Source organism: Sulfurimonas limnophila (assembly GCF_059705345.1).
In genome coordinates, this window is record NZ_AP046127.1 from 1,679,440 (window position 1) to 1,706,197 (window position 26,758).

Consider the following 26,758-nt stretch of genomic DNA (forward strand, 5'->3'; position numbering starts at 1 on the left):
ATTAGTGTAAAATTCTGCCATCAAAATATTTGAAATACACTTTCCCAATGCACTCTAGAAAAATATCCCACAGTGCAAAATCTCAAAAACTAAGGTAGCCATTTTATGAGCGATATCGATTCACAACAGCCTCGCAAAAACAGTAACAACAAAAGTAACACAAACACTCCAAAGACAAGAACGCACAAACCAGTAAAAGGTGTAAGTGTTGAAGACCTTCGTATAAAAAGTATTGAAGAGTTAACAGCTATGGCTGTTGAGTTAAATATTGAACAGCCAAATGAGCTTAAACGTCAAGACCTTATATTTGAGATACTAAAAGCTCAAACTGAACAAGGCGGGTTTATCCTCTTTAGCGGTATCTTAGAGATTATGCAGGATGGTTACGGTTTTATACGCTCTATTGACAAGAGTTTTGACGAGAGTATCAACGACGCGTATGTTTCAAATACGCAGATTAAGCGCTTTGCACTTCGTAACGGAGATGTCGTCACAGGGCAAGTTAGACCTCCTAAAGAGCAAGAGAGGTATTACGCACTTATAAAAATCGAAGCTGTTAATGGCCTTCCTCCTGAAGAGAGTAAAAAAAGACCTCTCTTTGAAAACCTCACTCCACTTTATGCAACAGAACAAATCAAACTAGAATACAGAGAAAAAGGTCTAACAGGCCGTATGATGGACCTTTTTGCACCTATCGGAAAAGGGCAGCGTGGGCTTATAGTTGCACCTCCAAGAAGTGGTAAAACAGAGCTTTTAAAAGAGATTGCTCATGGTATCACGCATAACCACCCAGAGATAGATTTAATGGTTTTACTAGTTGATGAGAGACCAGAAGAGGTAACGGACATGGAGAGAAGTGTTAAGGGTGAAGTTTACAGCTCTACTTTTGATATGCCTGCAAAAAACCACGTAAAAGTTGCTGAGATGGTAATTGAAAAAGCAAAAAGACGCGTTGAACTAGGTAAAAACGTTGTTATTTTACTTGACTCTATCACTCGTCTTGCACGTGCTTATAACACAGTTACGCCATCAAGCGGAAAAGTTTTAAGCGGTGGTGTTGATGCAAATGCTCTTCATAAACCAAAAAGATTCTTTGGAGCTGCTCGTAACATTGAAAATGGCGGAAGTTTGACTATCATCGCAACTGCACTTGTTGATACAGGAAGCAGAATGGATGAAGTTATCTTTGAAGAGTTCAAAGGTACTGGTAACTCAGAAGTTGTACTTGACCGTAAAATTGCAGATAGAAGAATCTTCCCTGCTATGGATATCCTAAAATCTGGAACTAGAAAAGATGAACTTCTAATAGGACCTGAAATTCTACAAAAAGTATTTATCCTTCGTCAAATGATTCATAAGCAAGACAACGAGATTGAAGCACTAAAATTTGTCTACTCAACAATGGGCAAAAAACCTACGAACGAAGAATTTTTAGAAAGCATGAATACAAATCAGTAGCTCATGAAGGTAGGTGTATTTGATAGCGGTATCGGCGGACTTACTGTCGTAAAATCTCTTTTGGACAATAAGCTCTTTAAAGAGATTATCTACTTTGGTGATACAGCTCGTGTGCCTTATGGCATAAAAGATAAAAACACTATCATACGTTACGCAATAGAGGCTGTTGAGTTTTTTAAAAACTTTGAACTTGACCTCATTATAGTTGCATGTAACACTGTAAGTGCTCACGCACTTCTCGAGATGAGAGAAGCCTCAACATGCCCTGTAATAGGCGTTGTTGAAGCTGGTATCTTGGCAACTGCAAATGCACTTAAAGATAAAAACTCAAATATTCTTATCCTTGGAACAAAAGCAACAATCAACTCAAAAGCTTACGAAGTTGGCTTAAATGCTGAGGGTTTTCAAAACTTACAAGCCAAAGCTACTGGACTTTTTGTACCGCTTGTTGAAGAGGGTATTTATAGTGGTGAGATATTGGAAGCTACTTTTAAACACTACTTTGGCGCACTAAAAAAACCTGATGCGCTAATACTAGGATGTACTCATTTTCCTCTTATTACGGATTCATTAAAGGGATATTTTACTGAGGACACTATCTTTATCCACTCTGGAGATGCGATAGTTGAACAGCTAGAGAAAGATTTTGATTTTAAAGAAAAATTTGAGATAACAAAGCTAGAATTTTTTGCATCTGAAAACCCAGAATCCCTCAAATCCATAGCAAAAGAGTGGCTAAATTTATAAGCTTCTATGAGCAAAGTTTAACCCACAAAATGCTAAAATCAGCCACCTAAAATGGAGTGTTTATATGAGAGAGAGTTCAGAAGTATTAGCTAGAAAATATAGACCTATTAATTTTGATGAACTTATCGGTCAAGATAGCATCTCTCAGACTCTCTCACTAGCTCTTGATGCAAACAGACTCTCACATGCCTATCTCTTCTCTGGACTTAGAGGCAGCGGAAAAACATCCACAGCTCGTATCTTTGCAAAAGCTCTAATTTGTGAAAAAGGCATCTCTCATAAACCATGTGGAGTTTGCCAAAACTGTATCTTAGCTCTTGAAAACCGTCATATTGACATTGTAGAGATGGATGGTGCCTCTTCAAGAAAGATAGATGATATACGAGATTTGATAGAGCAGACAAAGTATAAACCAACGACTGCAAGATTTAAAATCTTTATTATAGATGAAGTTCACATGTTAACAAAAGAGGCATTTAATGCTCTGCTAAAGACCCTTGAAGAGCCACCATCTTATGTAAAATTTATACTAGCTACTACTGACCCACTAAAACTACCAGCCACCATTCTTAGCCGTACTCAGCACTTTAGATTTAAGTCTATCGCAACAAACAAGATATCAGACCATCTCGCTCATATTCTAAACCTAGAGGGAATAAAATATGAGAGCGAGGCGTTAGATATCATAGCTAGAAGCGGAAGCGGAAGCCTTAGAGACACACTGACACTGCTTGACCAAGCTATCATTTACTCTAAAAATCATGTGGATGTTCGCACAGTTACAGATATGCTCGGCCTCGTTGATCCAAAGTTTATAGAAGAGCTCTTTAGCGCTGTTTTTGCAAAGGATTATGCGCAGATTGTTGAGTATGTAAAGAGTCTTGAAGATTATGAAGCACAGATGGTTGTAGATGAGCTGATAGCCTTCTTAAAAGAGCGTATGTACGCCTCTGATGCTCTTTACTCAACACTTGTACTTGATAGATTTTTTAGAATACTAAGCGATGCGAAATATCTATTTAGTATAAATGCTGATGGCTCTTTTGTACTCTCTTTGATATTTTTTAAAATGGTTGAGGCTCTTCGCATAAAAGAGGTTGACCAGATGATAGAATCGCTTCAAAAAGAGATATATAGACCAGCTATATCATCTGCGTTAGAAGTAGAAGCGCCACAAAGCAAGAGTATTCAAAACATAGCGCAAAATATACCTGACATGCAAGAGACACCGCAGATTCAAACAAAAAACCAAAGCGCGGAGTTTGATGAACTGATTTTAAAAATCAAAGATAGAAACTTTGAACTTGGAGAGTGTTTTACAAAAAGCATCACATTTATCTCTTATGATAGCGCAACACTTACATGGGAGAGTTGTGCTGATGAAGAGTGTAAAAAAGTATTGACGCATGGCTATGGAGTCATAAAACAGCTAGTGAGAGAAATATTTGGATTTGAGACAAAAATCAAACACGAAGTTTGCAGTAAAGCGCAAGATACGCCACATGCCCAAGCACAAAAAGAGCAAATACCAGAACCTAATATAGACTATCAAGAGCCATATTCTATGATTGAGGAGGCTGAAATTGGTGGTAGTGGAAGCTGTGTAACAAACTGTCAAAATCCAGACTCTTCACGTGAGATAAACGGTGCAGATATAAAAGATGAGCCGATGGTTCAAAAAGCAATAGAGCTCTTTGAAGCTAAAAAGATAACAATCCAGTCTAAAATCTAACTCTTTAACATCTCTTTGATACTAAAGCCAAACGTTGAGCCGTGCCCAAACTTTGACTCTATTGTGAGAGATGAGCCTAAGAGTTTTAAGATATAACTAACCATAGCTAATCCCAATCCCATCGAGTTATTCCAACTGTTTTTATCAACTCTGTAAAACTTCTTTGTAACATTTTGAAGCTCATCTTCTTTTATACCTATCCCGCTGTCTTTTACTAAAATCACACTATTTTTGAGCTCTATGAAAACATCTGAACTTGAGTATTTGAGCGCATTTTCAACTAAATTTACAAGAGCTAATTCCAGCATAGTTTTATCACTAAAGAGAGTTATATTCTCAACACTAAGTAAAATTTTTCTATCTCTGTATTTTGACTCTAAATTTGATGCTACCTCATCACAAAGCACTTTTAGGTCAAATTCACTCTTTGTTATTGCAAAATCTTCATTTTCTAGTTTAACTGAGAGGGTAAGTCGATCAAGCATTTTTGATATTTTCTCACCATTTGCACTGATTTTTAGTAAAAATTTATCTCGCACTGTCTTTGGCATATCGCTATCATCTTGAATCGTTTGAGCATACCCCATTATTGAAGCTACTGGATTTTTAAATTCATGTGAAATGGCTGATAAAATGTCATTTTTTTGTCTATTGACAAGCCTTAGTTTCGCCATATATTTTGATTTTTTCTTCTCGTTTTTACTAAGTTTTTTAACCAAATTTTTAAGAAGCAGTGAGATTTGTAAAAACTCATAAAAATATTTTGTCTTTATGATTGCTTTGTAGTTTTTATTTGAAATTTCATCGAGATAGCTTGTAATTTGCTCTATATCATAGACAACTTTCTTGCTCATTTTTTGAGAGACGATTGTAGCAATAATTAAAATACCTATAAAAATAAATAGAAGTTTTATCCATAAAGAGTAGAAATCATCCATTATCTGTGCCAAACTCATGGATAGTCTTATATAAATATCTCTATTTTTATACACAATTTTTTTTGCAACATATAAAAAATCTGCTTCTACTGTGTTTGAATATCTTATGATATAGCCATACTCTTTTGTATTTGACTCCATTACTTCAAATCTCTGCAAATGGTTATCCATTTGTGCTTTATCTGCATTTGACTCTGCTAAAATAGAGCCATTTTCATCTATGATAGTTGTACGCAGAGAAGTTTTTTTATGAATATTTGATACATATTCATCAAGGTTATTGACGTTATCAAGCCCTAAATCTACGATTTGTATAGAATTTTTGAGATGAGTTTTGTTATGTTCTACTATGCTGTTTTTGAGTGCAAAGTAACTGATAAGAGAAGTTATAAGAAGTGTACCAACAAAAAGAAGCAAAAACTTAATTATAAATACTTGATGTATTTTTAGCATAGCTTGTATCCAACACCGCGAACTGAAACTATGTACTCCTTTGTTTTAGAAGGGTCTATCTTCTCTTTTAGACGATTTATTGCAACATTGACTGTTTTGTACTGATACTCCTCTGAGCTGTCCCATACATTCTCTAGCAAATATTCACGGTTTAATACATTGTTTTTGTTTAAAATAAATTCACTCAACAAATCAAACTCTAGCTTTGTGATCTCTACATTTTTGCCATCTACTCTAAGTGTTCTTGAACTATTATCAAGCACTAAATCTCTATGTGAAAGGATTGCATCTTCTACATTTTTTGTTGTTCTTCTAAGTAGAGCTTTTATACGTAAAAGCAACTCTCTCATGTTAAAAGGTTTTGTGATATAGTCATCACCGCCTCTTAAAAACCCCTCTTCTATCTCACTATCAAGCCCTTTTGCGCTCAGATATATAACAGGTGTTAAAAAGCCATCTTTTCTTAGTGATGCTACAAACTCGCTACCCTCGACATTTGGCAGGTTTCTATCCATCAAAAGCAAATCAATCTTCTCTTCGACAAGAAGTTGCTCAACATTTTTTGTGTTTAAAAAGCCGATGACTTCATAGCCCTCTTTTGTCAAGTTATACTCGATAAGCTCTAAAATATCCTCTTCATCTTCAACAACCACAATCTTCGCACTCATAATGTTTCCTCGGATATATTTTAACTATTGTATCAAAAAAGGATTTCTTTTTAATTACATAAAAGGTATAATAATTTCAAATACTTTGGAGAAGTCGTATGTTTGTATCGTCATATAACACTTATGTTAATACAACAAATTCAACTAAAAGTAGTGAACTCCGAAGAAGTGACGACAAAGAAAAATCAGATAGTTTTAGTAAAAGCCTCTCTGATTCAACTATACTTAAACCTTACAACGATAAAAATCTTCCTATAAACTACATCTCTAACTACAAATCATTTCACAACCATCAAAGACTTCAAGAGCATCTTCAAAGCCAAAACGAATATAACCTAAAACAGCTAAACACACTAAATAGTGCAAAAATTGCTTACGATGAGAACTCTAAAATGTTCCCATTGGCAAAAAAACCATCTAGCTCTTTGAGCCAGACTCCAAAAATAGATGAAAAACTTCCTCCTAAAGATCAAGAAGCAAAAGAGAAAGTTATTAGACACGTTATGGTAAATACTTATATCTCAAATGACAACTACTACCGCATAACAGCAGCTTAATCCTCTATCCAAGCGTCAGTTCTTATAACTCTTCCATCATCAAATATCTTTAATGCTTCATTTAACTTGTTTGTATCAATATAAAAATACTCTTCTAAAAGTGGTTTGATTTTATACTCTTTTACAAACTCCAACTCTTCATCGCTTGTTATTTTCATAAAATAACTATGCCCTAGTTTATAATCTTCATTGAGATTATTCTCTATAAATTTATTTAATTTATTGAACAACTCTTTGGCATGTGGAAATGTTATAAGAGTTTCATTTGGCTTCATTTTTAAAAATGTAAATCTTCTTCTAAGTGCTATGTCGATAGTAGCGATTGATTTGTCAGTTGAGTTCATAGTAGCTATGATGTAAAGATTTGAAGGTACTTTAAACTTCTCTTTTGAGTATGGAAGTGTTACCTCATAAATATCTCTTTTATCTTCTTCGATGAGCGTTATAAGCTCTCCAAAGATTTTGGAGATATTTCCTCTGTTTATTTCGTCTATTACTATGTAGAAGTTTTTATCAGATTTTTCTGCATCGCTACATAGTTTTTTAAATATTCCATCTTTTAGCTCAATGTTTCCGTTCACACTTGGTCTAAAACCCTCTATAAAATCCTCATAAGAGTAGCTTTGATGAAAGGTTATAAACTCGACTCGTTTCTCATCTTTAACTTGTTTAAATAATCTATCAATACTGCCTTCTTCAATTTCATCATCTTTATTATTGATAATAAAATCAAAAATTTTATTTTCTAAAAAATCACCACCCTCAATAAGTGCCACAATTTTTTTATAGTTATGAGTTTTTCCAACTCCAGGAGCACCATAGAGGATTATGTTTTTTATTTTTGAAAATTTTTTTGTTCCATTAATGTTCATTGTATTTAAATCTTTATTATAAACACTCTTTATAGTATTTTTTATTCTAACAATTTCATTAATCCTTGTTTGAAATTCTTCTTCAGAAATAAAATACTTACTTTCTAAATGATGTTTTCTTATTAATTCATCAGCTTTATTTTTTACATCAGTAATAAAATAATTTAAATTTTCTTGTAAGTCTTTACTATCCAGTATAAAAAAGTATTTTTGTTCATGTCTTTTTTCAATTTTAATTATTTTCTTTGAATTTTTTAAATATGAGATCAATTCATTATATAAACTTACTTCATCATCTGTTATTGCATCAACTCTTTTAAAAACAATTTCAATGTATTGGTTGTCTTCTGTAAAGACAAATCCAATAGTTTTTGTTTTATTATCTTTACATCCTCTTTTATAAAGTGCAACAAAAATATAATTTTTTGCTCCTTGGAACCAAGAACCATTGCACAATCTACATTTTAAATGATTATTTTCGAGGTCATTATGATTTTGTCTTGGAGAAAAAACAAAATTATTATTATGATTCTTGTACTCTAGTAAATAATTTAATATTTCATCATGTTTTTGTATAAATTCTTCTTCTCTCATTTTAATATCTCCAATCTTTTTTTAATTTCACTTATATACTCTTCATAACTACAATTATCACAATTCAAATCTATTGTTTTAATTTTTAGATTAACCATTTTATCATTTTCTCCTAGTTTCAGGTTGTCTTCAAAATCACATATATCCTTTGGATACAAAAGCATAGTATTTTCCATATTATAATTAGTTCCATATACAAACATTTGATACTTATCTAATGGACTTAAATCATCTCTATTTTTAACTTTTTTGTATTTTGTATCTATAATCCCATTTGATATTATTATGTCTGGTTTTAACTGTAAATTTCCAAAGTTTCTCTGATTTTGAAGCTTTGTTGTTTTATCAATTTCTTGATATAATCGCCCGATAAAGCGCTCAAAAAGCATATTCATATCAAACAAGAACGCAAAACTCTTTTTGTCTTTTGCAAAGAGCGGAATTGATTTGCTTAAAAGTAAAATGGCAAATTCAAAACTATCTTTAAACCTATTATTGAGTCTATTAAAATGTACATGTAGATTATTTATATCAAAAGTTCTATACTCTGCTTCATCGAGTGCAAGCTCGCACTGTTTTAAAAGCTTTTTATTTTTTGTGTATTTTAATAATGTTTTAACAGCATATAAAAAGAATTGGTTTAGTTGATTATCCATGCTAAACTCATCATATTCGCAGTAGATTTTATTTTTTATATGGTTGTACTTTAAATTTTCATTTATAAGATATTTTCCTCTTAGAGTCGTGAGATTATCCTGCTCGGTTATATACTCTTTGTAAACACCTCGCTTAAACTCTTTAAATAAGTTACTTGCAAACATCTGTATAAATACTTCCAAGATGTTATGTTTTTCATTTTTACATGAAGCCATATCTTCATTTTCAAGTTTTATATCATAAGCATACATCAACATGTAGATAAAAATATCAAGATTTTTTTCATCATTGTTGTCTGCTATTTTTGGAAGCAGATAAATATCTTGGTTGTTGTCATAATTAAGTATTCCGCAGTATTGCTGCGTTTTTAGAACATTCCAATCAAGTTTAAAATATTTATGAAGCAGAGGTGTATCTATAATGTACTTTTCTAGCTTTTTATTTTCTACTTTACTATATTCATAGATTGTATTAAAGTTTGACATCTAATTTATCACTTCCCAATACCCACTCTTCAAACTTCTAACTCTTTGAAGTTTGTTTTGCTCTTTTAGTTTTACAAAATCTCTCTTGATTGTTTTATAACTTATCGGTATGAAACCAAATATTTTTTTGTAGTGAGTCAAAATCACACTCTGTAAAAACCGTCGGATTCTCCCCTTTCCGTCACTAAATGGATGAATAAATTCAAACTCATAATGAAATATACAAGAAACAATGAGTGGATGCTCCTCAATCGTTTTCAACCAATTAAACAAATTTTCCATTAGTTCAGGTACGACTAAATATGGTGGTGCAACACGCCTTACTAAAGAAACTGTTTTAGAAGTAATAGTAAAGGGTGGTTTATAACTCATAACGTCAAACCTTTCTTTAAAGTGAACTATTATATCAAATTATCATACTTTGATTGTCTTGCAAAGGGGCGTATCTCCGTTGCTTAACTCTCCAACCACGCATCTGTTCTTATAACTTTTCCATCATCAAATATTTTTAACTTAAATGCACTCTCGCACTTTCCATCACTAAAATCCATAATAGCAATTTGAAGAATTTTTTTGCACTTTTTTGGTATATCAAAATGCCCTTTTATGCCAGTTAAAAATTGTTTTAACGGAGAAGCTTCATCCATACCTATGACATTATCTCTACACCCTGATAGTCCTATATCCGTTAGATAGGCGGTGTTATTTGCTATTTGAAAGTCATCCGTACTTACATGTGTATGAGTTCCTATGATAGCACTAACACTTCCTTGAAGCAACATCATCATCGCTCTTTTCTCGCTAGTAGCTTCCGCATGAAAATCTATAAATATATTTTTAACACCATCAGCGTGCAGAGATTCTACTGTGTTCTTTGCGCATCTAAAAGCATTGTCTGTATATGGCATAGAGTAGTGTCCCATAAGGTTTAGGACGCCTAACTTCTCTCCTGCAACTTCATATACTTTGCACCCCGTTCCACCAACATCACTAGGATAGTTATGCGGTCTTAAAATCTCATGAGTATCAAAAAGCGCTGTTATCTCTTTTTTATCCCAAGTATGATTTCCGCCGCTCATACAATCAACCCCATAACTAACTATCTCGTTTGCATTTTTTATAGTTAGCCCAAAGCCATGTGAAGCGTTCTCGTAATTTGCCACTACGAAATCTATACCGTACTCTTCTCTTATTTTTTTAAGATGCGTCTTTAGCATATCTCTGCCGTGACTACCTACAATATCGCCTATAAATGCTACTCTCATAGTTGCTCTCCTTCGTTTTTTTCTTTTATTTTTATACACCACTCTATTGGTTTGAGCCTCTTAGATATAAGATACTCATCTGTTTTTGAAAATGGTTTTGAGCCAAAAAATCCTCTGTATGATGAGAGCGGTGAGGGGTGCGGAGCTTTAAGGATGAGATGCTTTTTCTCATCAATGAGTGAAGCTTTTGCTCCCGCGGGAGAGCCCCAGAGTATAAAAACCAGATTCTCTCTTTTATCGCTTAAGAGTTTTATAGTCGCATCTGTAAATATCTCCCAGCCTCTATTTTTATGCGAATTTGCCTCACTTGCTCTAACACTTAAAACTGCATTTAATAAAAAAACTCCCTCTTTTGCCCACTGTTTTAAATCTCCGCTCTTTGGTATCTCACACCCTATATCATCATGAAGCTCTTTAAAAATATTGCGCAGAGATGGCGGATGTGTTATGCCCTCATTTACAGAAAAGGCTAATCCATGTGCTTGATTTGCCCCATGATATGGGTCTTGCCCTAAAATCACAACTTTTACTTTCTCAAATGGAGTGTTGTTAAAAGCTGCAAAAATATTTTTACCCTCTGGATAGATAGTATATCTCTGTTTCTCATCAGCCAAAAACTCTTTTAACGAGTTAAAATATGGCTTTTGAAACTCATCAAATAGCACTCTCTTCCAGCTCTCTTCTATTTTTGGGTCAATCATCTTTACTCCGTTGTAAAATCTAAATATTTCTCATTAGGCTTTAAACTCTTCATATTTTGTTATCGCAAAAGCCCTAATTACATCTTCATCTATTTTATAGATAATCGTATAGCCCTTAAAGATTAAATCTACAATATCTTCATAATTAAAATATTACGCTCTCAAGTACCCAAGTACCGCTTTTATGATGTCATCGTCATCTTTTGAGTCTGATTTTATGCTCTCTTTTTTCTCATCCATGTAGGTAAAAGTTATGTTTTGCCCATAGTTTGAAACACTTTTTATCCCTTTTGAGAGGCTAAGAACTTTTATGACCATTAGCTCAAAGAACTGCTTTGTTGGAGCGTCAAGTGCGCCAAATCTGTCAATCACCTCTTCTTGTATCTCATAGATTTCAACGCTCTCTTGGCATGAGGATAGACGTCTGTATATATCTATGCGGAGTCTATCCTCTTTTACTACCTCATCTGAGACAAAGGCTGAAATGGTTAGTTTTATATCTACTTTTGCTTTTTCAACTTCCATCTGATTGCTTAAAAGCTTTATAGCATCTTCTAAAAGCCTTAGATAGAGCGAATATCCTATGTTTTTTATATGTCCGCTTTGTGCATCTCCGACAAGATTTCCACCGCCTCTTATCTCCAAATCATGGTAAGCCAAAACAGAGCCGCTTCCCAAAAATGAGTTTGATTCGAGAGCTAGAAGTCTTTTTTTTGCCTCATCGGTTAGCGTCTCTTTGTCATTAACTATAAAGTAGGCAAAGCCTTCAACATTTGAGCGCCCTACTCTTCCTCTTAGTTGATGCAAATCTGCCATTCCAAATCTATCTGCACCATCGACTATGATGGTATTTACACGAGGCATATGGATGCCTGATTCGATGATTGACGTGGCAAGCATCAAGTCATACTCTCCAGCTTCAAACTTCAGAAGCTCTTTTTCTGTATCTGTTGCAGAGATTTTTGAGTGGAGCATCACAACTCTCAGAGATGGCAACAGTGCTTTTAACTCGCCCAATTTTATAGGCATATGGTCTATGGAGTTATGTACGTAAAATATCTGTCCGCCTCTGCGTATCTCACGAAGAAGAACCTCTTTTATCAGCTTCTCTTCATACGCTTTTACAAATGTTCTAACTGGCTGTCTTTGGCTTGGCGGAGTTAGTAGTTGTGACATAGTTTTTATAGAGCTTAGTGCTTGATTTAGAGAGCGTGGAATTGGTGTCGCACTCATTGAGAGAAGATGAACATTGTGATACAGCTCTTTTATCTTCTCTTTTTGTTTTACACCAAATTTATGCTCCTCATCTATGATGACCACACCAAGATTCTTAAAGTCCAAATCAAAAAGCGTATGCGTTCCTACAACTACATCCAAATCTCCACTTGAGAGCGCTTTTATGATGTTTGTTTTATCTTTTGCGCTTACAAATCTATCTAGTTTTGAGCATCTAATTCCCAGTGCGTCAAATCTCTCATGTAGTGAGCGGTAGTGTTGAGCTGAGAGAAGTGTTGTTGGAACTATGAGAGCCGATTGAAAGCCTGATTTGTACGCTGCAAAGATAGTATTCATCGCAACTTCTGTCTTACCAAAACCAACATCTCCGCTAAGAAGTCTATCCATGATATGCCCTGAACTCATCTGGGTAATTATCTCGTTGATTGATTGGCTCTGATCATCTGTATAAAGAAACCCTGAGAGCTTTTGAAACGCTCTTAGCTCATCTTCATCGACATTTATTTTTGGCGCAGTGATAAGCTCTCTTGCAGCAGCGGTATTTACGATTTGCCCTGCTATCTCAAGGAGGCGTTTTTTTACGCTCTCTTTTAGTTTTCCAAAACTTCCTTTACCAAGCTTGTCTAAAACAGGAACAGACCCACCAGAAGCGATATATCTATCAATTGAGTCGAGATTTTCCACTGGAAGCAAAATCTTATCATCACCGATATACTTTATAACTATAAAATCCTTTACCCCGCCAAGAATCTCTGTCTGCTCAATCCCCTCGAAAATACCAACCCCATAATCTTCATGGACGACATAATCGCCTACTTTAAGGTCATCAAGCAAGATAGAGCTTTTTCTTCTTCTTTTTATTTTGCTTTGCTTATTTAGAGAAATTACGAGCTCATCTTTGCTTATGATGTTTAGTATATATGGAGCATAAACTATATTTAAACCACTTACATCAAAGAGTCCAGCTTGTTTAACAACTGCCTCATTTGAGGCGATAATGGTCGTTTTTTTATCTTTATGAACTTTTAAAAATGTATGCAAATCTGAGACAAAAACCTCTTTATGCTCATCACTCTCTTCTAAAACCTCTACATTAAAACACTCTCTTGAAATTGTTGGTTTATTTAGTGCGTAAGCGTCTATGAGAGGTGCATTTAGCTCTCTTGATAGCTTGACATTTTTTGATTCTAAAAAGTTTATACCACTATCATCAAGGTGCCACAGCCCAAGAGATGCTATATCTTTTACAAGAGAGTCAAATTCGCTCTTTTGCACTCTCTCGTTTAAGATATCAAACTCATCTTCATTCAAAGAGAAAAAAGCAGGAGTAAGTTCAAAACTCTCTAACTCCTCTTTTTGCGTTCTTTGAGACTCTAACTCAAAATACTTTATCTGCTCTATCTCATTATCAAAGAGTGAAATTCTAAGAGGCATTTTGCTTGATGGCGGATAGATGTCGATAATATCGCCTCTAAAAGAGATTTCGCCCTCTACTTGAACCATATCTACAAAGTTATATCCCCAAAGGAGCATCTGTTGTTGAAAGGCTCTAAACTCTATTTTTTCTCCAAACTCTATAACTCTTGATTTAAGCAGAGACTCTTTTGGCATCTCAAAAAGCATCGTTTTTAACGGAGAGATAATCAGAGGCTTAAGCTTAGCGCTGTAATAATTTCTCAAAGAGCTAAAGAGCTGATGCAACTCCTCTTTGTAAACTCTCAAATCATCGCCGTGTGTTGCTCTAAAATCTGGAAAAACTATAACCTCTTTACCAAAAAAAGAGGCTACACTCTTTAGCTCATTTGCCTCTCTTGCATCTTCACAAATCAGAACTTCTAAATCTGCCCCTTTTGTGGTTTTATAATAGTTAAACAGTCTGCTTTGAGACATCAAAATACCCCTTTAAAAACTTCTCTACAACACTAAAAGAGCCAAACACAAGGTAGTTTTTATCCTCTTTTATCTCTTTAAAAATTGTATGTTTTATATCTAAATCATCTAATGCTTTTTTGATTTTTTCTATATCTTCTACTCTTTGGTTATCAACTTCTATAATCTCAACTCCCAAAACAAGAGGCTTTAAGATAGAGAGAATCTCTTTGTAATTTTTATCTTTGTAACTGTTATATATAAGCGTAAACTTCTCCTTAGATAAAGCTTCCGCAACCCTTGAAGCAGCCAGTGCATTATGCCCTACATCCACAACGATATTTTTACTTATCCTGCTAACTCTGCCAAATAGCGGTTTTGATGAAAAGTTACTCTGTGTATAAGATATTTTTAAAAAATTAAGTGCGGCGATACTAAGAGATAAATTCTCTTTGAGATAAGCTACTAATGACAAATTTTTAGTGATTTTTTCTATATTTTCTATATCACTTTGGTTTAGTACTTCATCTACTTTATATATATTTAACCCTCTCTCACTCGCCAAAGTCTGGGCTACTTCATAAACTTCATCATATTTTTGAGTTGCTAAAATCGCGTTGTTTTGAATTGCCATTAGTTTTGTTTTTGAGATTTGCTCGATTGATGAGCCTAAAAAAGCCTCATGGTCGTAAGCTATCGGAGTAACTAAAGTTAAAATCTTCTCAAAAACCGCAGTTGCATCATGCTCTCCGCCAAGCCCTGCTTCCATAACAACATAATCACACTCTTTAAAAACTATCATCCCAAGGAGCGTTGTATACTCAAAATAACTGAGTGAGTCTGCGTCGTCTGCGTCTAAGATAGCTTGAAGCTCTATATGCGCCATTTCAAGAGCTGTGTCAGTTATATTTTTATCATTTAAATATATACGCTCATTAAACTCTAAAATATGCGGAGATGTGTAGTGCCCTGTGTTGAAGCCTATCGAGTAAAGAGCATTTGCTAGAAAACGCCCAGATGTACCTTTGCCGTTAGTTCCTATGATATGTATGATTTTTGGAGTTGGTAAAACATCTTTTATTTTTTCATAAATCCTAGGCATCCGAGTGTAGTCGATTTCATCATAAAAGAGTGGCTTAGCATTTAGATACTCCGAAAAACTCACTTAGTCTCGACCCTATCTCTACCATTATCTTTTGCTTTATAAAGAGCTTCATCTGCTGACTTTAGAGTACTTTGAAGCGAAACATGAGTTTTTCTCTCACTCACACCAGCACTTACACTAATCTCTATTCGACTCTCTTTATACATCAGACGAGCACTTTTGATTTTAGCTCTAATTTTATTTGCAAAAACTACCCCACCTTCCATATCTGTCTCATTAAGGATTGCTACAAACTCTTCTCCGCCATATCGTCCTACAATATCTACATTTCTTACATCGTTTTTAAGTATCTTTGAAAAGGCCGCGAGTACTGCATCTCCAGCGTCATGCCCATAAGTATCATTAACTGCTTTAAAGTGGTCAAGGTCAAAAAAAACAATTGAAAAATTCTTTTCATGTCTTTTAAACTCAGCCTCTTTTATATTCATAAACTCATCTAATGCTCGTTTATTGTAGAGTTTTGTTAAGAAATCCTCTTTGGACTCCTCTTTTGCCCGTGCCAACTCTTGCTCTAAATGCTCTATCTTTTTGCTTAGTATGCCAACTTCACTGCTATGTTTTTTCAAATCTTTCGTAAGAGCTTTTGTATTTTCTTCCAGTGCTATTGCTATTGTATATAGTTTTTTATGTGCTACTGCAAAGTTTGTAGCGGTGCCTTCATTGTAACTCTCAAGCTCTTTTTTTATCTTTTGTATCTCAACAGTTGAGCTATCTGAACTCTCAATCATCTCAATTAGTCTAAGAGAGAGTTTGTCTAAAACTCCATCAATTGACTCTATCATATCTTTTACACTCTGCTTATCAAGTGCGATTCTAAGTAATATCGCAGATTTTATATCATTTTCAATAGTGCTACTCTCTAAAAGAGACGGGTCTTTTTGAATTCTTTGACTTATATCTGCTATCTTCTCATTTATATCTGAAGCGATTGATGGAACAAGAGAGGCAACTAAAAGTGAAGCAACTTTTGAGAGTTCAAAGCTTCCAGATTGCGCATGAGTTAAGTTTTGAGTATTTAAGTTCTCGATAGTTTTTCTTAAATCTTTGCTATCTACATCACCGATTTGTTTTAAAGTATGCAAAAAAGAGTCATTGTAGGTTGCTAAAAAATTTACCCATAACTGCCTATACTGGTCAATCTCAGCGGGAGAAGGCTCACGGCTTAGTAAGTCAAAACATTTTCTTGCAAGTTCAGATGCTTCTTTATTGTGTAAAACTTCAATGCTCTGCAAAACTCTTTTTGTAAATTGTATCTGTGACTCTAGTAAATTTGAGCAGTGAGATGGAATCGTTCTATTTAATTTTGATATTAAAAAATGAGCAAATTCAGAGATAGTTTTTATGTGATATTTTTTAAGTTCATCTTGAAAGTCCTTGTTCAACATCAATTTAAACTTATCTAATTTCGTACAGTCTTCAACTTTATAACCAGCTTTGGTAGCCTCTTTACAAAAAGCTTCTGCATAAAAATCAGGAGTTAGAAGTTTGCCCTCTAGCTCTAATCTTTTAACACTCTGCTTAATAATTGCTTGGATATTCATAAAAAAACCCCTTATTTTTTAGCTCTTGCTCCCTCAGCGGAGACTTGTGCTACGAATGCTTTAATTGCTCTTTGAGCCGCATAACTGATAGCTTTAAATCTATCTTGATCTGTAACAATAGCATTTGGAGCTACTGAAAAATCATTAAATCCTTTTGTGTTATAGCTCTTTGAGGACTCTTTTGTATGTTTTGTAATATTTAGATTTATGCTCATTCTATAACCAGTAACAAACCCATTCTCATCATAAACGATAGGTGTATATGTAGGCGTTGCCATCTTTATAACAAGATGTGAATCTGATCTATCTTGAGGAACTAAAGAAGCATGAAACACTTCAATAACCGCTTTATCTATTGCATCTTTAATAACAACCGTATTTTGAGGGTCTTGAGCAGAGATAATTACACTTGTGCTAATCTTCTCTCCTAAAGTATCACGGGAGAACTTTGCGTTTGGCGTGTAGCCACAACCGCTAAGAGTTAAAAGAAGTATAAAACCAAAAAATATAGTTTTTACATTTATCAGGTTTATCAAAACTAATCCTTAATAACTAGATTTACTAACTTCTTAGGAACTACTATCTCTTTGATGATAGTTTTTCCCTCAAGCCACTTTATTGCACTCTCTCTTGCTATTTGCAATATCTCTTCTTGCGTTGCATCAGGAGCGACTTCTATCTCACATCTTCTTTTACCGTTAATTGTAACACCTAGCATTAACGACTCTTCAACAAAAACTTCTTGCGCCACAATTTGCGAAGTTAAGTTTTTTAGAGAGAACTTTTTAGAGCTTATCTCTGAACAGACATGAGGAATAACAGGCTCCATAATAGATGTTAAAATCCAATACGCCTCACTCCAAACATCACTGTTTGCTTGAAGGTTAAGAGCGTTCATAGCCTCCATAACACCAGCTATCATAGTATTAAAAGTATATTTTTCTTCATAAACTTCACGAGAACGAACAAGTGCTTCATACACTTTTCTTCTAGCAAACTTCTCCTCTTTGCTGAGTGAGGCATGATTTATTTTTGGGATAGTGTCACTCTTAAGTGCATATACACTTCTCTCATAAAATCTTTTAATAAACTTAAATGCACCCTCAACAGCACTATCATTCCACTCAAGTTCTTGAGTTGGCGGTGCTGCAAATAGTATAAAAAGTCTTGCCGTATCTGCACCATACTTCTCTATAATCGCATCAGGGTCAACAGTATTTCCTTTAGATTTGCTCATCTTAGCACCATCTTTTAGAACCATACCTTGAGTTAGAAGTTTGCTAAATGGTTCATCAAATTCTAAGTATCCTAAATCACGTAGAACTTTTGTAAAAAATCTTGCATATAGAAGGTGTAAAATCGCGTGTTCAATCCCGCCGATATAGTGGTCAACTCCTTGCTGGTGCATCCAGTATTTCAGTTGCTCTTTTGAAAACGCCTCTTTTTCCCAGTTCTTAGGTGAAGCACAAAAGCGTAAAAAGTACCATGAAGACTCAACAAAAGTATCCATAGTATCTGTCTCACGAATCGCATCATTGCCACATTTTGGACATTTACAATATTTCCAAGTTGGATGTTTTTCAAGAGGATTTCCCTCTCCAGTTATTACTATGTCCTCAGGAAGAGCAATTGGGAGATTCTCTTTTTTCTCCATAACGATTCCACAATCATCACAATGAACAAAAGGAATAGGTGCGCCCCAATATCTCTGACGACTAACTCCCCAATCTTTTAGCTTATAGTTAGTAGTTTTTTTACCTATTTTTTTCTCTTCAAAATACTCTATTATCTTTGATTGTGCATTTTTTGAGTTTAGTCCATTAAACATTTCAGAGTCAAAAAGCTCTCCAACTTCTGTAAAGGCACTCTCGATATTAGACTCTGCATCAAAAGGTTTGATAACTGCTTTTATAGCAAGATTGTACTTTTTAGCAAAATCAAAATCTCTCTCATCATGAGCTGGAACTGCCATAACAGCGCCACTTCCATAATCCATAAGAACAAAGTTTGCAACCCAGATAGGGATAGTTTTTTGAGTTAGCGGATGGATAACATCAAGATTTAACGATACTCCGCTTTTCTCTTTTTGTCTATCAATTGATGAAGCGTTTTTCATCTCTTTTATTTTACTGATTGTCTCGCTATCTAAAAGAGCATTTTCTATCATGTAAGTTACTATCTCATGTTCAGGAGCAAGAGCTGCATAACTAACGCCGTAAATTGTATCAGGACGAGTTGTAAAGACACTAAAGGCATCAAACTTATTATCAAGCTTTTTTAGTGAGCTTCCATCAAAAGAGAGCTTAAACTCTAAACCGTTTGATTTGCCTATCCAGTTCTCTTGCATTGTAAGAACCTGTTTTGGCCAGCCACCCTCTAGTTTGCTCAAATCAGCTAAAAGCTCATCGCCATACTGCGTGATTTTAAAGTAATACTGATTCATATCTTTTTTTACTACACTGCTATCACATCTCCAACAAGTTCCATCGATTACCTGCTCATTTGCTAAAACTGTATGACAGCTTGGACACCAGTTTAAAAACCCTTTTTTACGATAAAGAAGCCCTTTTTCATACATATCGATGATAAAGCCTTGTTCAAACTTTGTATAGAGTTCATCACTTGTTGCAAGTTCTCTCTCTTTAGAAAAAGAGAATCCCAGAGATTTAAACTCGCCTTTCATGTAGTCTATATTGTCATATGTCCATTTTTTTGGATGAGAACCGTTTTTGATTGCTGCATTCTCAGCTGGCATTCCAAAACTGTCAAATCCTATCGGATGAAGGACATTAAAACCCTCTTGGCGATAATATCTTGCAAAAGCATCACTTATTGTGTAGTTTCTAACGTGTCCCATATGAAGGCGCCCACTTGGGAATGGGAACATACTGAGGATATATTTTTTACCCCGAGGGCACCCAGTCTCTTTTGTAAAATCTTCACTCGGTTCAAAACTTCTGTTTTTTGCCCAATACTCTTGCCACTCTTTTTCTAACTCTTTTGAATTGTAAGTCAACTCTATCTCCTAATACTCATCACGATTTTTTGAGCTCTCAATATATACAAGACCAACTGAGAATAGATTTGCTATTAGTGCTCCGATTGATAGTGCTATCGCCCACTCCAAATTTCCAACAACTTCAAGATAGATAAATGCTGGTATAAGGTGAAGGTCTGCAACTAAAGATGAAGCTAAAAGTTCTGCGGATAAAAGATTTCTTACACCGATTTTTAAGAAAGTAGATACTAGATTTAAACTGCCCGCAACAAAAAGAGCTGCAGAACTATGCTCATACAAGAACCCTGCGATTGATGTTAAACTCATCAATGAAAAAAACACATATATTACTTTGCCCCAATCCATATTAACGCCTTAGTTTAAAATTAAATTGTGTGGATTATACAAAAAGTATCTTAAGGAGCGACTGAAGCTCTTAGTTCAGTCGCTTTAGCATAGTTCAAAAAAATTTACATAACCCCAGATTCAAACTGTGATCTCATTTTGTCTTTTTCTGCTTCTCTTTTTGCTTTCTCTGAAAGATTGACATGATATTTTTTCACATCAAATCCAAGAGCAAGAAGAGTTGGAGAGGCAACAAAAATAGATGAGTATGTTCCAACAACTATACCGACTAAAAGAGTAAATGCAAAGGCATGAATAATTTCACCACCCCACACAAACAAAGTAAATACAACAAATAACGTAGTTAAAGAAGTAAGTGTTGTTCTTGAGAGAGTGCTAGTGATAGAGTCATCAATAATCTCTGCAAACTCACCGTCCCTTGTATTTGTTATACCCTCACGAATACGGTCAAATACAATTATCGTATCATTTAAAGAGTATCCCAAAATCGTAAGAAGTGCAGCTAAAACATCAAGATTTACCTCTAAGCCTACAAGAGCGATTGCACCAAGAGCAATAGAGACGTCATGAACGAGAGCTAAAACTGAAGATAGTGCAAATCTCCACTCAAATCTAAATGCAACATAGATTAAAATCCCTGCAACTGCTAAAACAAGAGACATAATTCCCTTCTCTTTTAGCTCACTGCCAACTTTTGGACCAACTATATCAACACGTCTTATCTCAAACTCTCCTGTGCCAACAAGTGCGGCTTTTGTAACATCGCCAACGTCTACTACAACATCACTGCTAGTTGTTCTCATACGAATTACAACTTCATCAGCAGAACCAAACTCCGTAATAGAAGCACCCTCAAAAATCTGATTTGTGCTTAATTTCTCTCGCATCATATCTATTGGTGCATCGCCTTTGTACTTAACTTGAACGATTGTACCACCAGCAAAGTCAACGCCGTAATTAAGTCCTTTTGTAGAGAGAATTACAAATGAGCTCAAAACCATAACGATAGAAAAAATCATCGCAAGTTTCGATTTACCCATAAAATTTATAGCACTTGTTTGTCTAAAAAATTCCATAATTACCCCTTAATCCCAAACCAAAAGAGGTTGTTTTTACTTTTTTGGATTCTGTTTTGAAACATCTCATAGATTCCATGAGTTCCTAGTATTGCAGTTAGCATTGAAGCTAAAATACCTATACTTATGGTTACAGCAAATCCCTTGATAGCCCCTGTTCCATAAGCATATAAAACCACTGCTGCAATAAGCGTCGTAATATTTGCATCCAAAATCGCACGCATTGCATTTGCGTAGCCCTCTTCTATGGCTTTTTGTATAGAGTAGCCCTGATGAAGAAGCTCACGAATACGCTCATTAATAATAACATTGGCATCAACTGCCATACCGACAGTCAGAACTATACCAGCCATACCAGGCAGAGTAAGCGTAGCTCCAAAGAGGCTCATTACAGCAAGTATTATCAAAATATTTACAATCAATGCAATATTTGAGATTATTCCAGCCATTCTATAATATACAACCATAAAGCCTATAACAAGAGCGAACCCACCAATAAGCGCCATCATACTTGCTTTAATGCTATCAGCCCCTAAACTAGGGCCAACTGATCGTTTTTCCATCAAGTAAATTGGAGCTAAAAGAGAGCCCGAACGAAGAGCAATTGATAAATCTTTTGCTTCCATAACTGTATAGTTTCCAGAGATTTGACCACTTCCACCGCCAATTCTCTCATTGATAACAGGAGCTGAATAGACTTTGCCATCAAGAACAACAGCTAAACGTTTTCCAACACTCTTTGCAGTAAAATCTCCAAATATCTGAGCGCCCTCTGCATTTAGTGTGAAAGTTATAAGTGGACGATTATTTTGATCAAACCCAACATTTGCATCTGTAAGCATTCCGCCATCTAGAATCGGTATCTCACGGACAAGATGTTTTATGTTTGGATTAGTTGCATCGTCTAGGATTACATCTCCATAAGAGGCTGCATCACTCTTGCCCATACTGTTTACTCTAGCCGCTCTATCTTCATCAACTGCCATAAGTTCAAGCTTTGCTGAGCGAGATATAAGCTCACGAGCACGCTGCTCATCCTCTGCAGTTTTGATACCTGCTAACTGAACAAGTATCTTCTCTTCACCTTGACGTGCAACGATTGGCTCAGTTAGACCAAACTGGTCAAGTCTGTTTCTTATAGTCTCAATCGCTTGAGAGATAGCTTGTTCTTCTGTTCTTGCAATCTCTTGAGAACTAAGAGTTAGAGATATGTTTTCCCCAGCAGCAGTGACAACTGCGCCTTGTATCTCATGTAAAAAAGATTGTATTTTTTTAGAGTCATCTTTGTCTATAAGAGAAAAGGCTACGCTGTTCTCATCAAAAGAGAGAGAATCTATTAGAATATCCTCTTTTTCACTATGATATTTAATACTAGCTGCGATTGATTTTATACGAGATTTTACAGCCTCCTCAGTTTTTACACCAAGAAGCATATGTAGACCGCCTTGAAGGTCAAGTCCTAACGTTATTTTTTTTCCCTCTTGTGTTTGAAGGATTGAAGGGAGCGAGAAAAAAAGACCAAAAACTATTGCAAAAGCAAATATTACTATGCGATAATTAAGCTTCATCCTCTTGCTTTCTAATAACAGAATCTTTTGTCATTTTTACAATTGTTTCTTCGTTTATCTTAACGCTTAAAAATTGCTCTTCGACTTTGTAAACAACAACTATAAGTCCTCCAGCTGTGATTACTTTATCGCCTTTTTTAAGCGCTACTATCATCTCTTGACGTGCTTTTGCCTCTTTTTGTTGTGGACGGATAATCACAAAATACATGATTGCGATTAAAAATACGAACGGTAATAACTGACTTAATATTTCCATAATATAGGGTCTTCCTTTAAATAAAATGCGACAATTATACAAAAAGTATCTTAACCAAAGACACAATACTGCTATAATTTGCGCCAAAAACAAAACAGAGAAAACATGACACAAAAGATACAAACACTAAGAGATAGATACAACCATAAGTTATTTGATTTATATTTTGGAGTTATAACTGCACTTCTATTTAGTGCATTTCTATATTTAGAACACTTTGGAATCACACTTAAATTTTTAAATACAATTTTTGGACTTTGTGCAATTGCGCTTCTTTTATATATACCAAAAAGAGCTGTTTTAGTTGCTGGTTTTTTTATAGGTCTTTTGTGGTTTTACTGGATTGGATATAGCTTCAAATATAATGGAGTAGGCTATTTAACCCCACTTATAACATTTGCTTTTGCTGTTATTTATATGCTCTTTTTTGGGGTTTTAGCATTAAGTAACAATGTAGCTATAAGAGCGATTTTACTATTTGCTCTTACTTTTTTTGAACCTGTGGATTTTAACTGGCTTCAGCCAGAGGTTCTTTTTGTGGATAGTTATATCGGCATATATAAGTACCAATTTGCAACTATTCTTCTCTCTTTTACTTTAGTTCAGTACGCTAAAAAAACTTACAAATACGCTCCACTCTTGCTACTATTTTTAGCCATAAACTTTAGCCAACCACAACAGCTAGATGCTCCGCTAAAAATAAAGTTGGTTGCAACTGACATCAAACAAGATGAAAAGTGGAAACAAGAAAATGTAAGCGCTACCATCAGACTTATATATAACGAAATCCAAAAAGCAAAAGATGAAGGTTATGATTTAGTTGTTCTTCCTGAGTCTGTTTTCCCTTTTTATATGAACAGAGCACCCACTGTTTTAGAACAACTCAAAGAGCTCTCTTATGGCATTTCTATCGTTGCAGGAACACTTCTTAAAGAGGATGAACTTCACTACAACGTAACATATATGTTTGAAGAGGGCAATTTTAGCATCGCAAAGAAAATGATACTTGTTCCTTTTGGCGAGTATATACCACTTCCAGAATTTGCAAGAGAGTTTATAAATAAGCTATTTTTTGCAGGAGCAAGTGATTTTAAAACAGCCGCAACACCAACTGATTTCATCATAAAAGGTGTAAAGTTTAGAAATGCCATATGCTATGAAGCCACAAGAGCAGAGATATATGAGGGCGATGTAAATTTCGTCTTAGCAACTAGCAATAACGCTTGGTTCTACCCTTCCATTGAGCCAACTCTTCAAAAACTTCTTATACGTTTTTATGCTAGAAAAAATGGAACTACAATATATCACTCAGCAAACTGGAGCGGTAGCGGAATTATAAAATAGAGTTAGTATAAATATTTCTTAACTCCGCCTTTGAAAGTGCGTTGCAATAGTATAGTAACCTTTCTTTGATATAATGAGAAAAAATAATTATGTGGAGTTTTTCTCTCAATGCTAAACCTTAAAAACCCAGACCTTTATAACAATCGTGAAATATCATGGCTCCAATTTAATACAAGAGTTTTAAAACAAGCACAAGATGAATCACTTCCTCTTTTAGAGAGACTTAAATTTTTAGCGATTTATGGAACAAATTTAGATGAGTTCTATATGATTAGAATTGCAGGGCTAAAAAAGCTCTTTGCCGCAGGTATCATAGTCTCAAGTGCCGACAAACTGACGCCTCTTCAACAGTTGCGTGAAATCAGAAAATATCTTCATCAAGAACAGCAAGTTGTTGAACATTGTATGAATGGAATTTTAAAAAAACTTGAACCTGAGGGGATAAGCGTCAAGCAGTATCACGAGGTAAATCAACACCAAAGAAACTACCTCAACAGATATTTTAATGAAAACATCTATCCTGTTATTATTCCTATCGCAGTGGATGCAACGCACCCGTTTCCACACTTAAATAACCTTAGCTTTGGCCTTATTGTCAAACTAAAAGATAGCGACAATATAGCTATTGAGAGATTTGGTATCATTCGTATTCCTCGTGTTATTGAGAGATTTATAGAACTTGAAAACAACATTTATATTCCTATAGAGAGCATTGTTGCGCAACATGTAGAGGAGCTTTTCCCAGGTTATTCTTTGATAAAATTTGCATCATTTAGAGTTACTAGAAATGCTGATATAGAGATTGAAGAAGAGGAGGCTGACGACTTTTTAGAGATACTTGAAGAGGGTCTAAAACTCCGCAGAAAAGGAGCTATGGTAAGGCTTGAAGTGGGAAGTGACGGAGATGATGAGATTATTAACTTCTTTAATCGTCATACAAATGTATACAAAGATGACATTTTTAAATTTCACACTTTTTTAAATCTCTCAAGCCTTTGGCAGATAGTTTCAAACAAACATTTTGCACATCTGCTCTCAGAACCATTTAAAACAAAAACTCTTCCGCCACTCGATACAAGTGACAATATTTTTAGCACTCTTGAGAAGCAAGATATTTTACTCTACCATCCATACGAAAGCTTTGACCCTGTTGTAAAACTGATTCAAAGTGCAGCAAAAGACCCTGATGTTGTATCTATAAAAATGACTCTTTACCGTTCAGGAACTGACTCTCCAATAGTAAAAGCTCTTATGGGAGCAAGTGAATCTGGAAAACAGGTAACTGTAATGGTTGAGTTAAAAGCAAGATTTGATGAAGAGAACAATCTTATCTGGGCAAAAGCACTTGAAAAAGCTGGAGCACACGTAATTTACGGCATCAAAGGCTTTAAAGTACATGCAAAAGCGACACTTGTAACAAGAAAGAAAAATGGCAAACTAAAACAGTATGCGCACTTAGGCACTGGAAACTACAACCCATCAACATCTAAAATATATACAGATATGAGTTATCTAACAAGCAAAGATGAGATAACTAGCGATATGACCCGATTTTTCCACTTTCTTACAGGTTTTAGCAAGAAGGGCAAACTTAATGAGCTATACATGTCGCCATCTCAAATCAAACCAAAGATTCTCTCTCTTATCCAAAATGAGACTAGAAAGAAAACAGATGGAAGAATTATCGCAAAACTAAACTCTTTAGTTGATGATGATGTTATACGTGCTCTTTATAAAGCAAGTCAGGCTGGAGTAAAAGTTGACCTTATCGTTCGTGGAATCTGCTGTTTAAAACCAGGTGTTGAGGGTGTGAGTGAAAACATCAGAGTTATCTCTATCTTGGGAAAATATCTAGAACATGCAAGAGCTTTTTACTTTAAAAATGATGAAGCTGGAATCTACATCTCGAGTGCGGATTGGATGCCTAGAAACTTAACAAGACGCATAGAGCTTCTTACTGCGATTAAAGACCCAAAAGCAAAAGAGAAAATTATTCAGATATTAAAACTTCAATGTGCTGACAACTCTTTAGCTCATGAGTTGCAAAGTGATGGCTCATACATAAAAGTAAAACAACAAGAAGATACTAAAGCGATAAATAACCACGTTATGCTTGAAGAGTATGTAAACAAGGTCTCAAAGGCTGTTGCAAAAGATAGCAGCTCTGCAATAGATCAGATAATCGTAAATATATTTAGCGAGGAGGCATAAT

At 34.9% G+C, this 26,758-nt stretch carries 22 protein-coding genes; 6 read left to right on the top strand and 16 right to left on the bottom strand.

Translation table 11 applies throughout. The features are described 5' to 3' along the window. The first annotated feature begins 105 nt into the window (after positions 1–105). From rho to AC6H33_RS08485, 3 genes are all read left to right on the top strand, one after another. Positions 106–1,458 (top strand): transcription termination factor Rho, encoded by a 1,353-nt coding sequence (gene rho / locus AC6H33_RS08475; protein WP_497604451.1) that lies wholly within the window; start codon positions 106–108, stop codon positions 1,456–1,458. 3 nt (positions 1,459–1,461) lie between these two features. Then, positions 1,462–2,205, top strand: coding sequence for a glutamate racemase (murI, locus tag AC6H33_RS08480; protein ID WP_497604452.1), 744 nt, complete (start codon positions 1,462–1,464; stop codon positions 2,203–2,205). Positions 2,206–2,269: 64 nt separating this feature from the next. Beyond that, positions 2,270–3,937: a DNA polymerase III subunit gamma/tau gene (locus AC6H33_RS08485; protein ID WP_497604453.1), complete on the top strand. Its 1,668-nt coding sequence runs from the start codon at positions 2,270–2,272 to the stop codon at positions 3,935–3,937. Here the strand turns inward: AC6H33_RS08485 and AC6H33_RS08490 are convergent. After that, positions 3,934–5,328: a sensor histidine kinase gene (locus AC6H33_RS08490; protein ID WP_497604454.1), complete on the bottom strand. Its 1,395-nt coding sequence runs from the start codon at positions 5,326–5,328 to the stop codon at positions 3,934–3,936. The two genes, AC6H33_RS08485 and AC6H33_RS08490, sit on opposite strands and share 4 nt — an antisense overlap. Next, positions 5,322–5,996: a response regulator transcription factor gene (locus tag AC6H33_RS08495; protein ID WP_497604455.1), complete on the bottom strand. Its 675-nt coding sequence runs from the start codon at positions 5,994–5,996 to the stop codon at positions 5,322–5,324. The genes AC6H33_RS08490 and AC6H33_RS08495 overlap by 7 nt, the downstream gene beginning before the upstream one ends. Before the next feature lie 98 nt (positions 5,997–6,094). On the opposite strand from AC6H33_RS08495, the gene AC6H33_RS08500 reads away from it, so the two are divergent. After that, the gene (locus AC6H33_RS08500; protein ID WP_497604456.1) at positions 6,095–6,553 is read left to right on the top strand and encodes a hypothetical protein; all 459 of its coding nucleotides are present in this window, start codon (positions 6,095–6,097) and stop codon (positions 6,551–6,553) included. Here the strand turns inward: AC6H33_RS08500 and AC6H33_RS08505 are convergent. The 14 genes from AC6H33_RS08505 to yajC form a co-directional block, all read right to left on the bottom strand. Next, positions 6,550–8,019, bottom strand: a complete 1,470-nt coding sequence (locus AC6H33_RS08505; RefSeq protein ID WP_497604457.1) for an McrB family protein — start codon at positions 8,017–8,019, stop codon at positions 6,550–6,552. The genes AC6H33_RS08500 and AC6H33_RS08505 overlap by 4 nt on opposite strands. After that, positions 8,016–9,161 carry an McrC family protein gene (locus tag AC6H33_RS08510; RefSeq protein WP_497604458.1) on the bottom strand — a complete coding sequence of 382 codons (1,146 nt, stop codon included), beginning with the start codon at positions 9,159–9,161 and terminating at the stop codon, positions 8,016–8,018. The genes AC6H33_RS08505 and AC6H33_RS08510 overlap by 4 nt, the downstream gene beginning before the upstream one ends. Beyond that, positions 9,162–9,533: a Fic family protein gene (locus AC6H33_RS08515; protein ID WP_497604459.1), complete on the bottom strand. Its 372-nt coding sequence runs from the start codon at positions 9,531–9,533 to the stop codon at positions 9,162–9,164. It lies immediately after the preceding gene. An 83-nt stretch (positions 9,534–9,616) separates the two neighbouring features. Next, positions 9,617–10,426, bottom strand: coding sequence for a TIGR00282 family metallophosphoesterase (locus tag AC6H33_RS08520; RefSeq protein ID WP_497604460.1), 810 nt, complete (start codon positions 10,424–10,426; stop codon positions 9,617–9,619). Next, positions 10,423–11,127, bottom strand: a complete 705-nt coding sequence (locus AC6H33_RS08525) for a uracil-DNA glycosylase (protein WP_497604461.1) — start codon at positions 11,125–11,127, stop codon at positions 10,423–10,425. Before AC6H33_RS08525 ends, AC6H33_RS08520 begins: the two co-directional genes overlap by 4 nt. A gap of 153 nt (positions 11,128–11,280) precedes the next feature. Next, complete coding sequence (mfd, locus tag AC6H33_RS08530; protein ID WP_497604462.1) at positions 11,281–14,253, bottom strand: transcription-repair coupling factor; 2,973 nt, start codon at positions 14,251–14,253, stop codon at positions 11,281–11,283. After that, the gene (locus tag AC6H33_RS08535) at positions 14,231–15,397 is read right to left on the bottom strand and encodes a bifunctional folylpolyglutamate synthase/dihydrofolate synthase (RefSeq protein ID WP_497604463.1); all 1,167 of its coding nucleotides are present in this window, start codon (positions 15,395–15,397) and stop codon (positions 14,231–14,233) included. The genes mfd and AC6H33_RS08535 overlap by 23 nt, the downstream gene beginning before the upstream one ends. Further along, positions 15,394–16,938, bottom strand: a complete 1,545-nt coding sequence (locus tag AC6H33_RS08540; protein WP_497604464.1) for a GGDEF domain-containing protein — start codon at positions 16,936–16,938, stop codon at positions 15,394–15,396. The genes AC6H33_RS08535 and AC6H33_RS08540 overlap by 4 nt, the downstream gene beginning before the upstream one ends. 11 nt (positions 16,939–16,949) lie before the next feature. Beyond that, positions 16,950–17,474, bottom strand: coding sequence for an LPS assembly lipoprotein LptE (lptE, locus tag AC6H33_RS08545; RefSeq protein ID WP_497604465.1), 525 nt, complete (start codon positions 17,472–17,474; stop codon positions 16,950–16,952). A 2-nt stretch (positions 17,475–17,476) separates the two neighbouring features. Then, complete coding sequence (leuS, locus tag AC6H33_RS08550) at positions 17,477–19,954, bottom strand: leucine--tRNA ligase (protein ID WP_497604466.1); 2,478 nt, start codon at positions 19,952–19,954, stop codon at positions 17,477–17,479. 9 nt (positions 19,955–19,963) lie between these two features. Further along, positions 19,964–20,302 carry a DUF6394 family protein gene (locus AC6H33_RS08555; RefSeq protein WP_497604467.1) on the bottom strand — a complete coding sequence of 113 codons (339 nt, stop codon included), beginning with the start codon at positions 20,300–20,302 and terminating at the stop codon, positions 19,964–19,966. 104 nt (positions 20,303–20,406) lie between these two features. Continuing rightward, a complete protein-coding gene (secF, locus tag AC6H33_RS08560; RefSeq protein ID WP_497604468.1) occupies positions 20,407–21,378 on the bottom strand; it encodes a protein translocase subunit SecF in 972 nt (323 codons plus the stop codon). 2 nt (positions 21,379–21,380) lie between these two features. Then, positions 21,381–22,946, bottom strand: a complete 1,566-nt coding sequence (gene secD / locus AC6H33_RS08565; protein ID WP_497604469.1) for a protein translocase subunit SecD — start codon at positions 22,944–22,946, stop codon at positions 21,381–21,383. Continuing rightward, entirely contained in the window at positions 22,936–23,202 is a 267-nt protein-coding gene (gene yajC / locus AC6H33_RS08570; RefSeq protein ID WP_497604470.1) for a preprotein translocase subunit YajC, read from the bottom strand. Before yajC ends, secD begins: the two co-directional genes overlap by 11 nt. Before the next feature lie 105 nt (positions 23,203–23,307). Between yajC and AC6H33_RS08575 the strand changes: the two genes are divergently transcribed. Both AC6H33_RS08575 and AC6H33_RS08580 read left to right on the top strand, forming a co-directional pair. Further along, a complete protein-coding gene (locus tag AC6H33_RS08575) occupies positions 23,308–24,546 on the top strand; it encodes an apolipoprotein N-acyltransferase (RefSeq protein WP_497604471.1) in 1,239 nt (412 codons plus the stop codon). Between the two features lie 108 nt (positions 24,547–24,654). After that, positions 24,655–26,757, top strand: a complete 2,103-nt coding sequence (locus tag AC6H33_RS08580) for an RNA degradosome polyphosphate kinase (RefSeq protein WP_497604472.1) — start codon at positions 24,655–24,657, stop codon at positions 26,755–26,757. Position 26,758 lies beyond the last annotated feature (1 nt).

Coding starts and splice junctions, on each gene's coding strand:
- AC6H33_RS08500 (WP_497604456.1), top strand. CDS start 6,095: ATGTTTGTATCGTCATATAACACTTATGTTAATACAACAAATTCAACT.
- rho (WP_497604451.1), top strand. CDS start 106: ATGAGCGATATCGATTCACAACAGCCTCGCAAAAACAGTAACAACAAA.
- AC6H33_RS08515 (WP_497604459.1), bottom strand. CDS start 9,533: ATGAGTTATAAACCACCCTTTACTATTACTTCTAAAACAGTTTCTTTA.
- AC6H33_RS08540 (WP_497604464.1), bottom strand. CDS start 16,938: ATGAATATCCAAGCAATTATTAAGCAGAGTGTTAAAAGATTAGAGCTA.
- AC6H33_RS08555 (WP_497604467.1), bottom strand. CDS start 20,302: ATGGATTGGGGCAAAGTAATATATGTGTTTTTTTCATTGATGAGTTTA.
- secD (WP_497604469.1), bottom strand. CDS start 22,946: ATGAAGCTTAATTATCGCATAGTAATATTTGCTTTTGCAATAGTTTTT.
- secF (WP_497604468.1), bottom strand. CDS start 21,378: ATGGAATTTTTTAGACAAACAAGTGCTATAAATTTTATGGGTAAATCG.
- AC6H33_RS08520 (WP_497604460.1), bottom strand. CDS start 10,426: ATGAGAGTAGCATTTATAGGCGATATTGTAGGTAGTCACGGCAGAGAT.
- yajC (WP_497604470.1), bottom strand. CDS start 23,202: ATGGAAATATTAAGTCAGTTATTACCGTTCGTATTTTTAATCGCAATC.
- mfd (WP_497604462.1), bottom strand. CDS start 14,253: ATGTCTCAAAGCAGACTGTTTAACTATTATAAAACCACAAAAGGGGCA.
- AC6H33_RS08580 (WP_497604472.1), top strand. CDS start 24,655: ATGCTAAACCTTAAAAACCCAGACCTTTATAACAATCGTGAAATATCA.
- AC6H33_RS08510 (WP_497604458.1), bottom strand. CDS start 9,161: ATGTCAAACTTTAATACAATCTATGAATATAGTAAAGTAGAAAATAAA.
- AC6H33_RS08490 (WP_497604454.1), bottom strand. CDS start 5,328: ATGCTAAAAATACATCAAGTATTTATAATTAAGTTTTTGCTTCTTTTT.
- AC6H33_RS08575 (WP_497604471.1), top strand. CDS start 23,308: ATGACACAAAAGATACAAACACTAAGAGATAGATACAACCATAAGTTA.
- murI (WP_497604452.1), top strand. CDS start 1,462: ATGAAGGTAGGTGTATTTGATAGCGGTATCGGCGGACTTACTGTCGTA.
- AC6H33_RS08525 (WP_497604461.1), bottom strand. CDS start 11,127: ATGATTGACCCAAAAATAGAAGAGAGCTGGAAGAGAGTGCTATTTGAT.
- AC6H33_RS08485 (WP_497604453.1), top strand. CDS start 2,270: ATGAGAGAGAGTTCAGAAGTATTAGCTAGAAAATATAGACCTATTAAT.
- AC6H33_RS08505 (WP_497604457.1), bottom strand. CDS start 8,019: ATGAGAGAAGAAGAATTTATACAAAAACATGATGAAATATTAAATTAT.
- AC6H33_RS08495 (WP_497604455.1), bottom strand. CDS start 5,996: ATGAGTGCGAAGATTGTGGTTGTTGAAGATGAAGAGGATATTTTAGAG.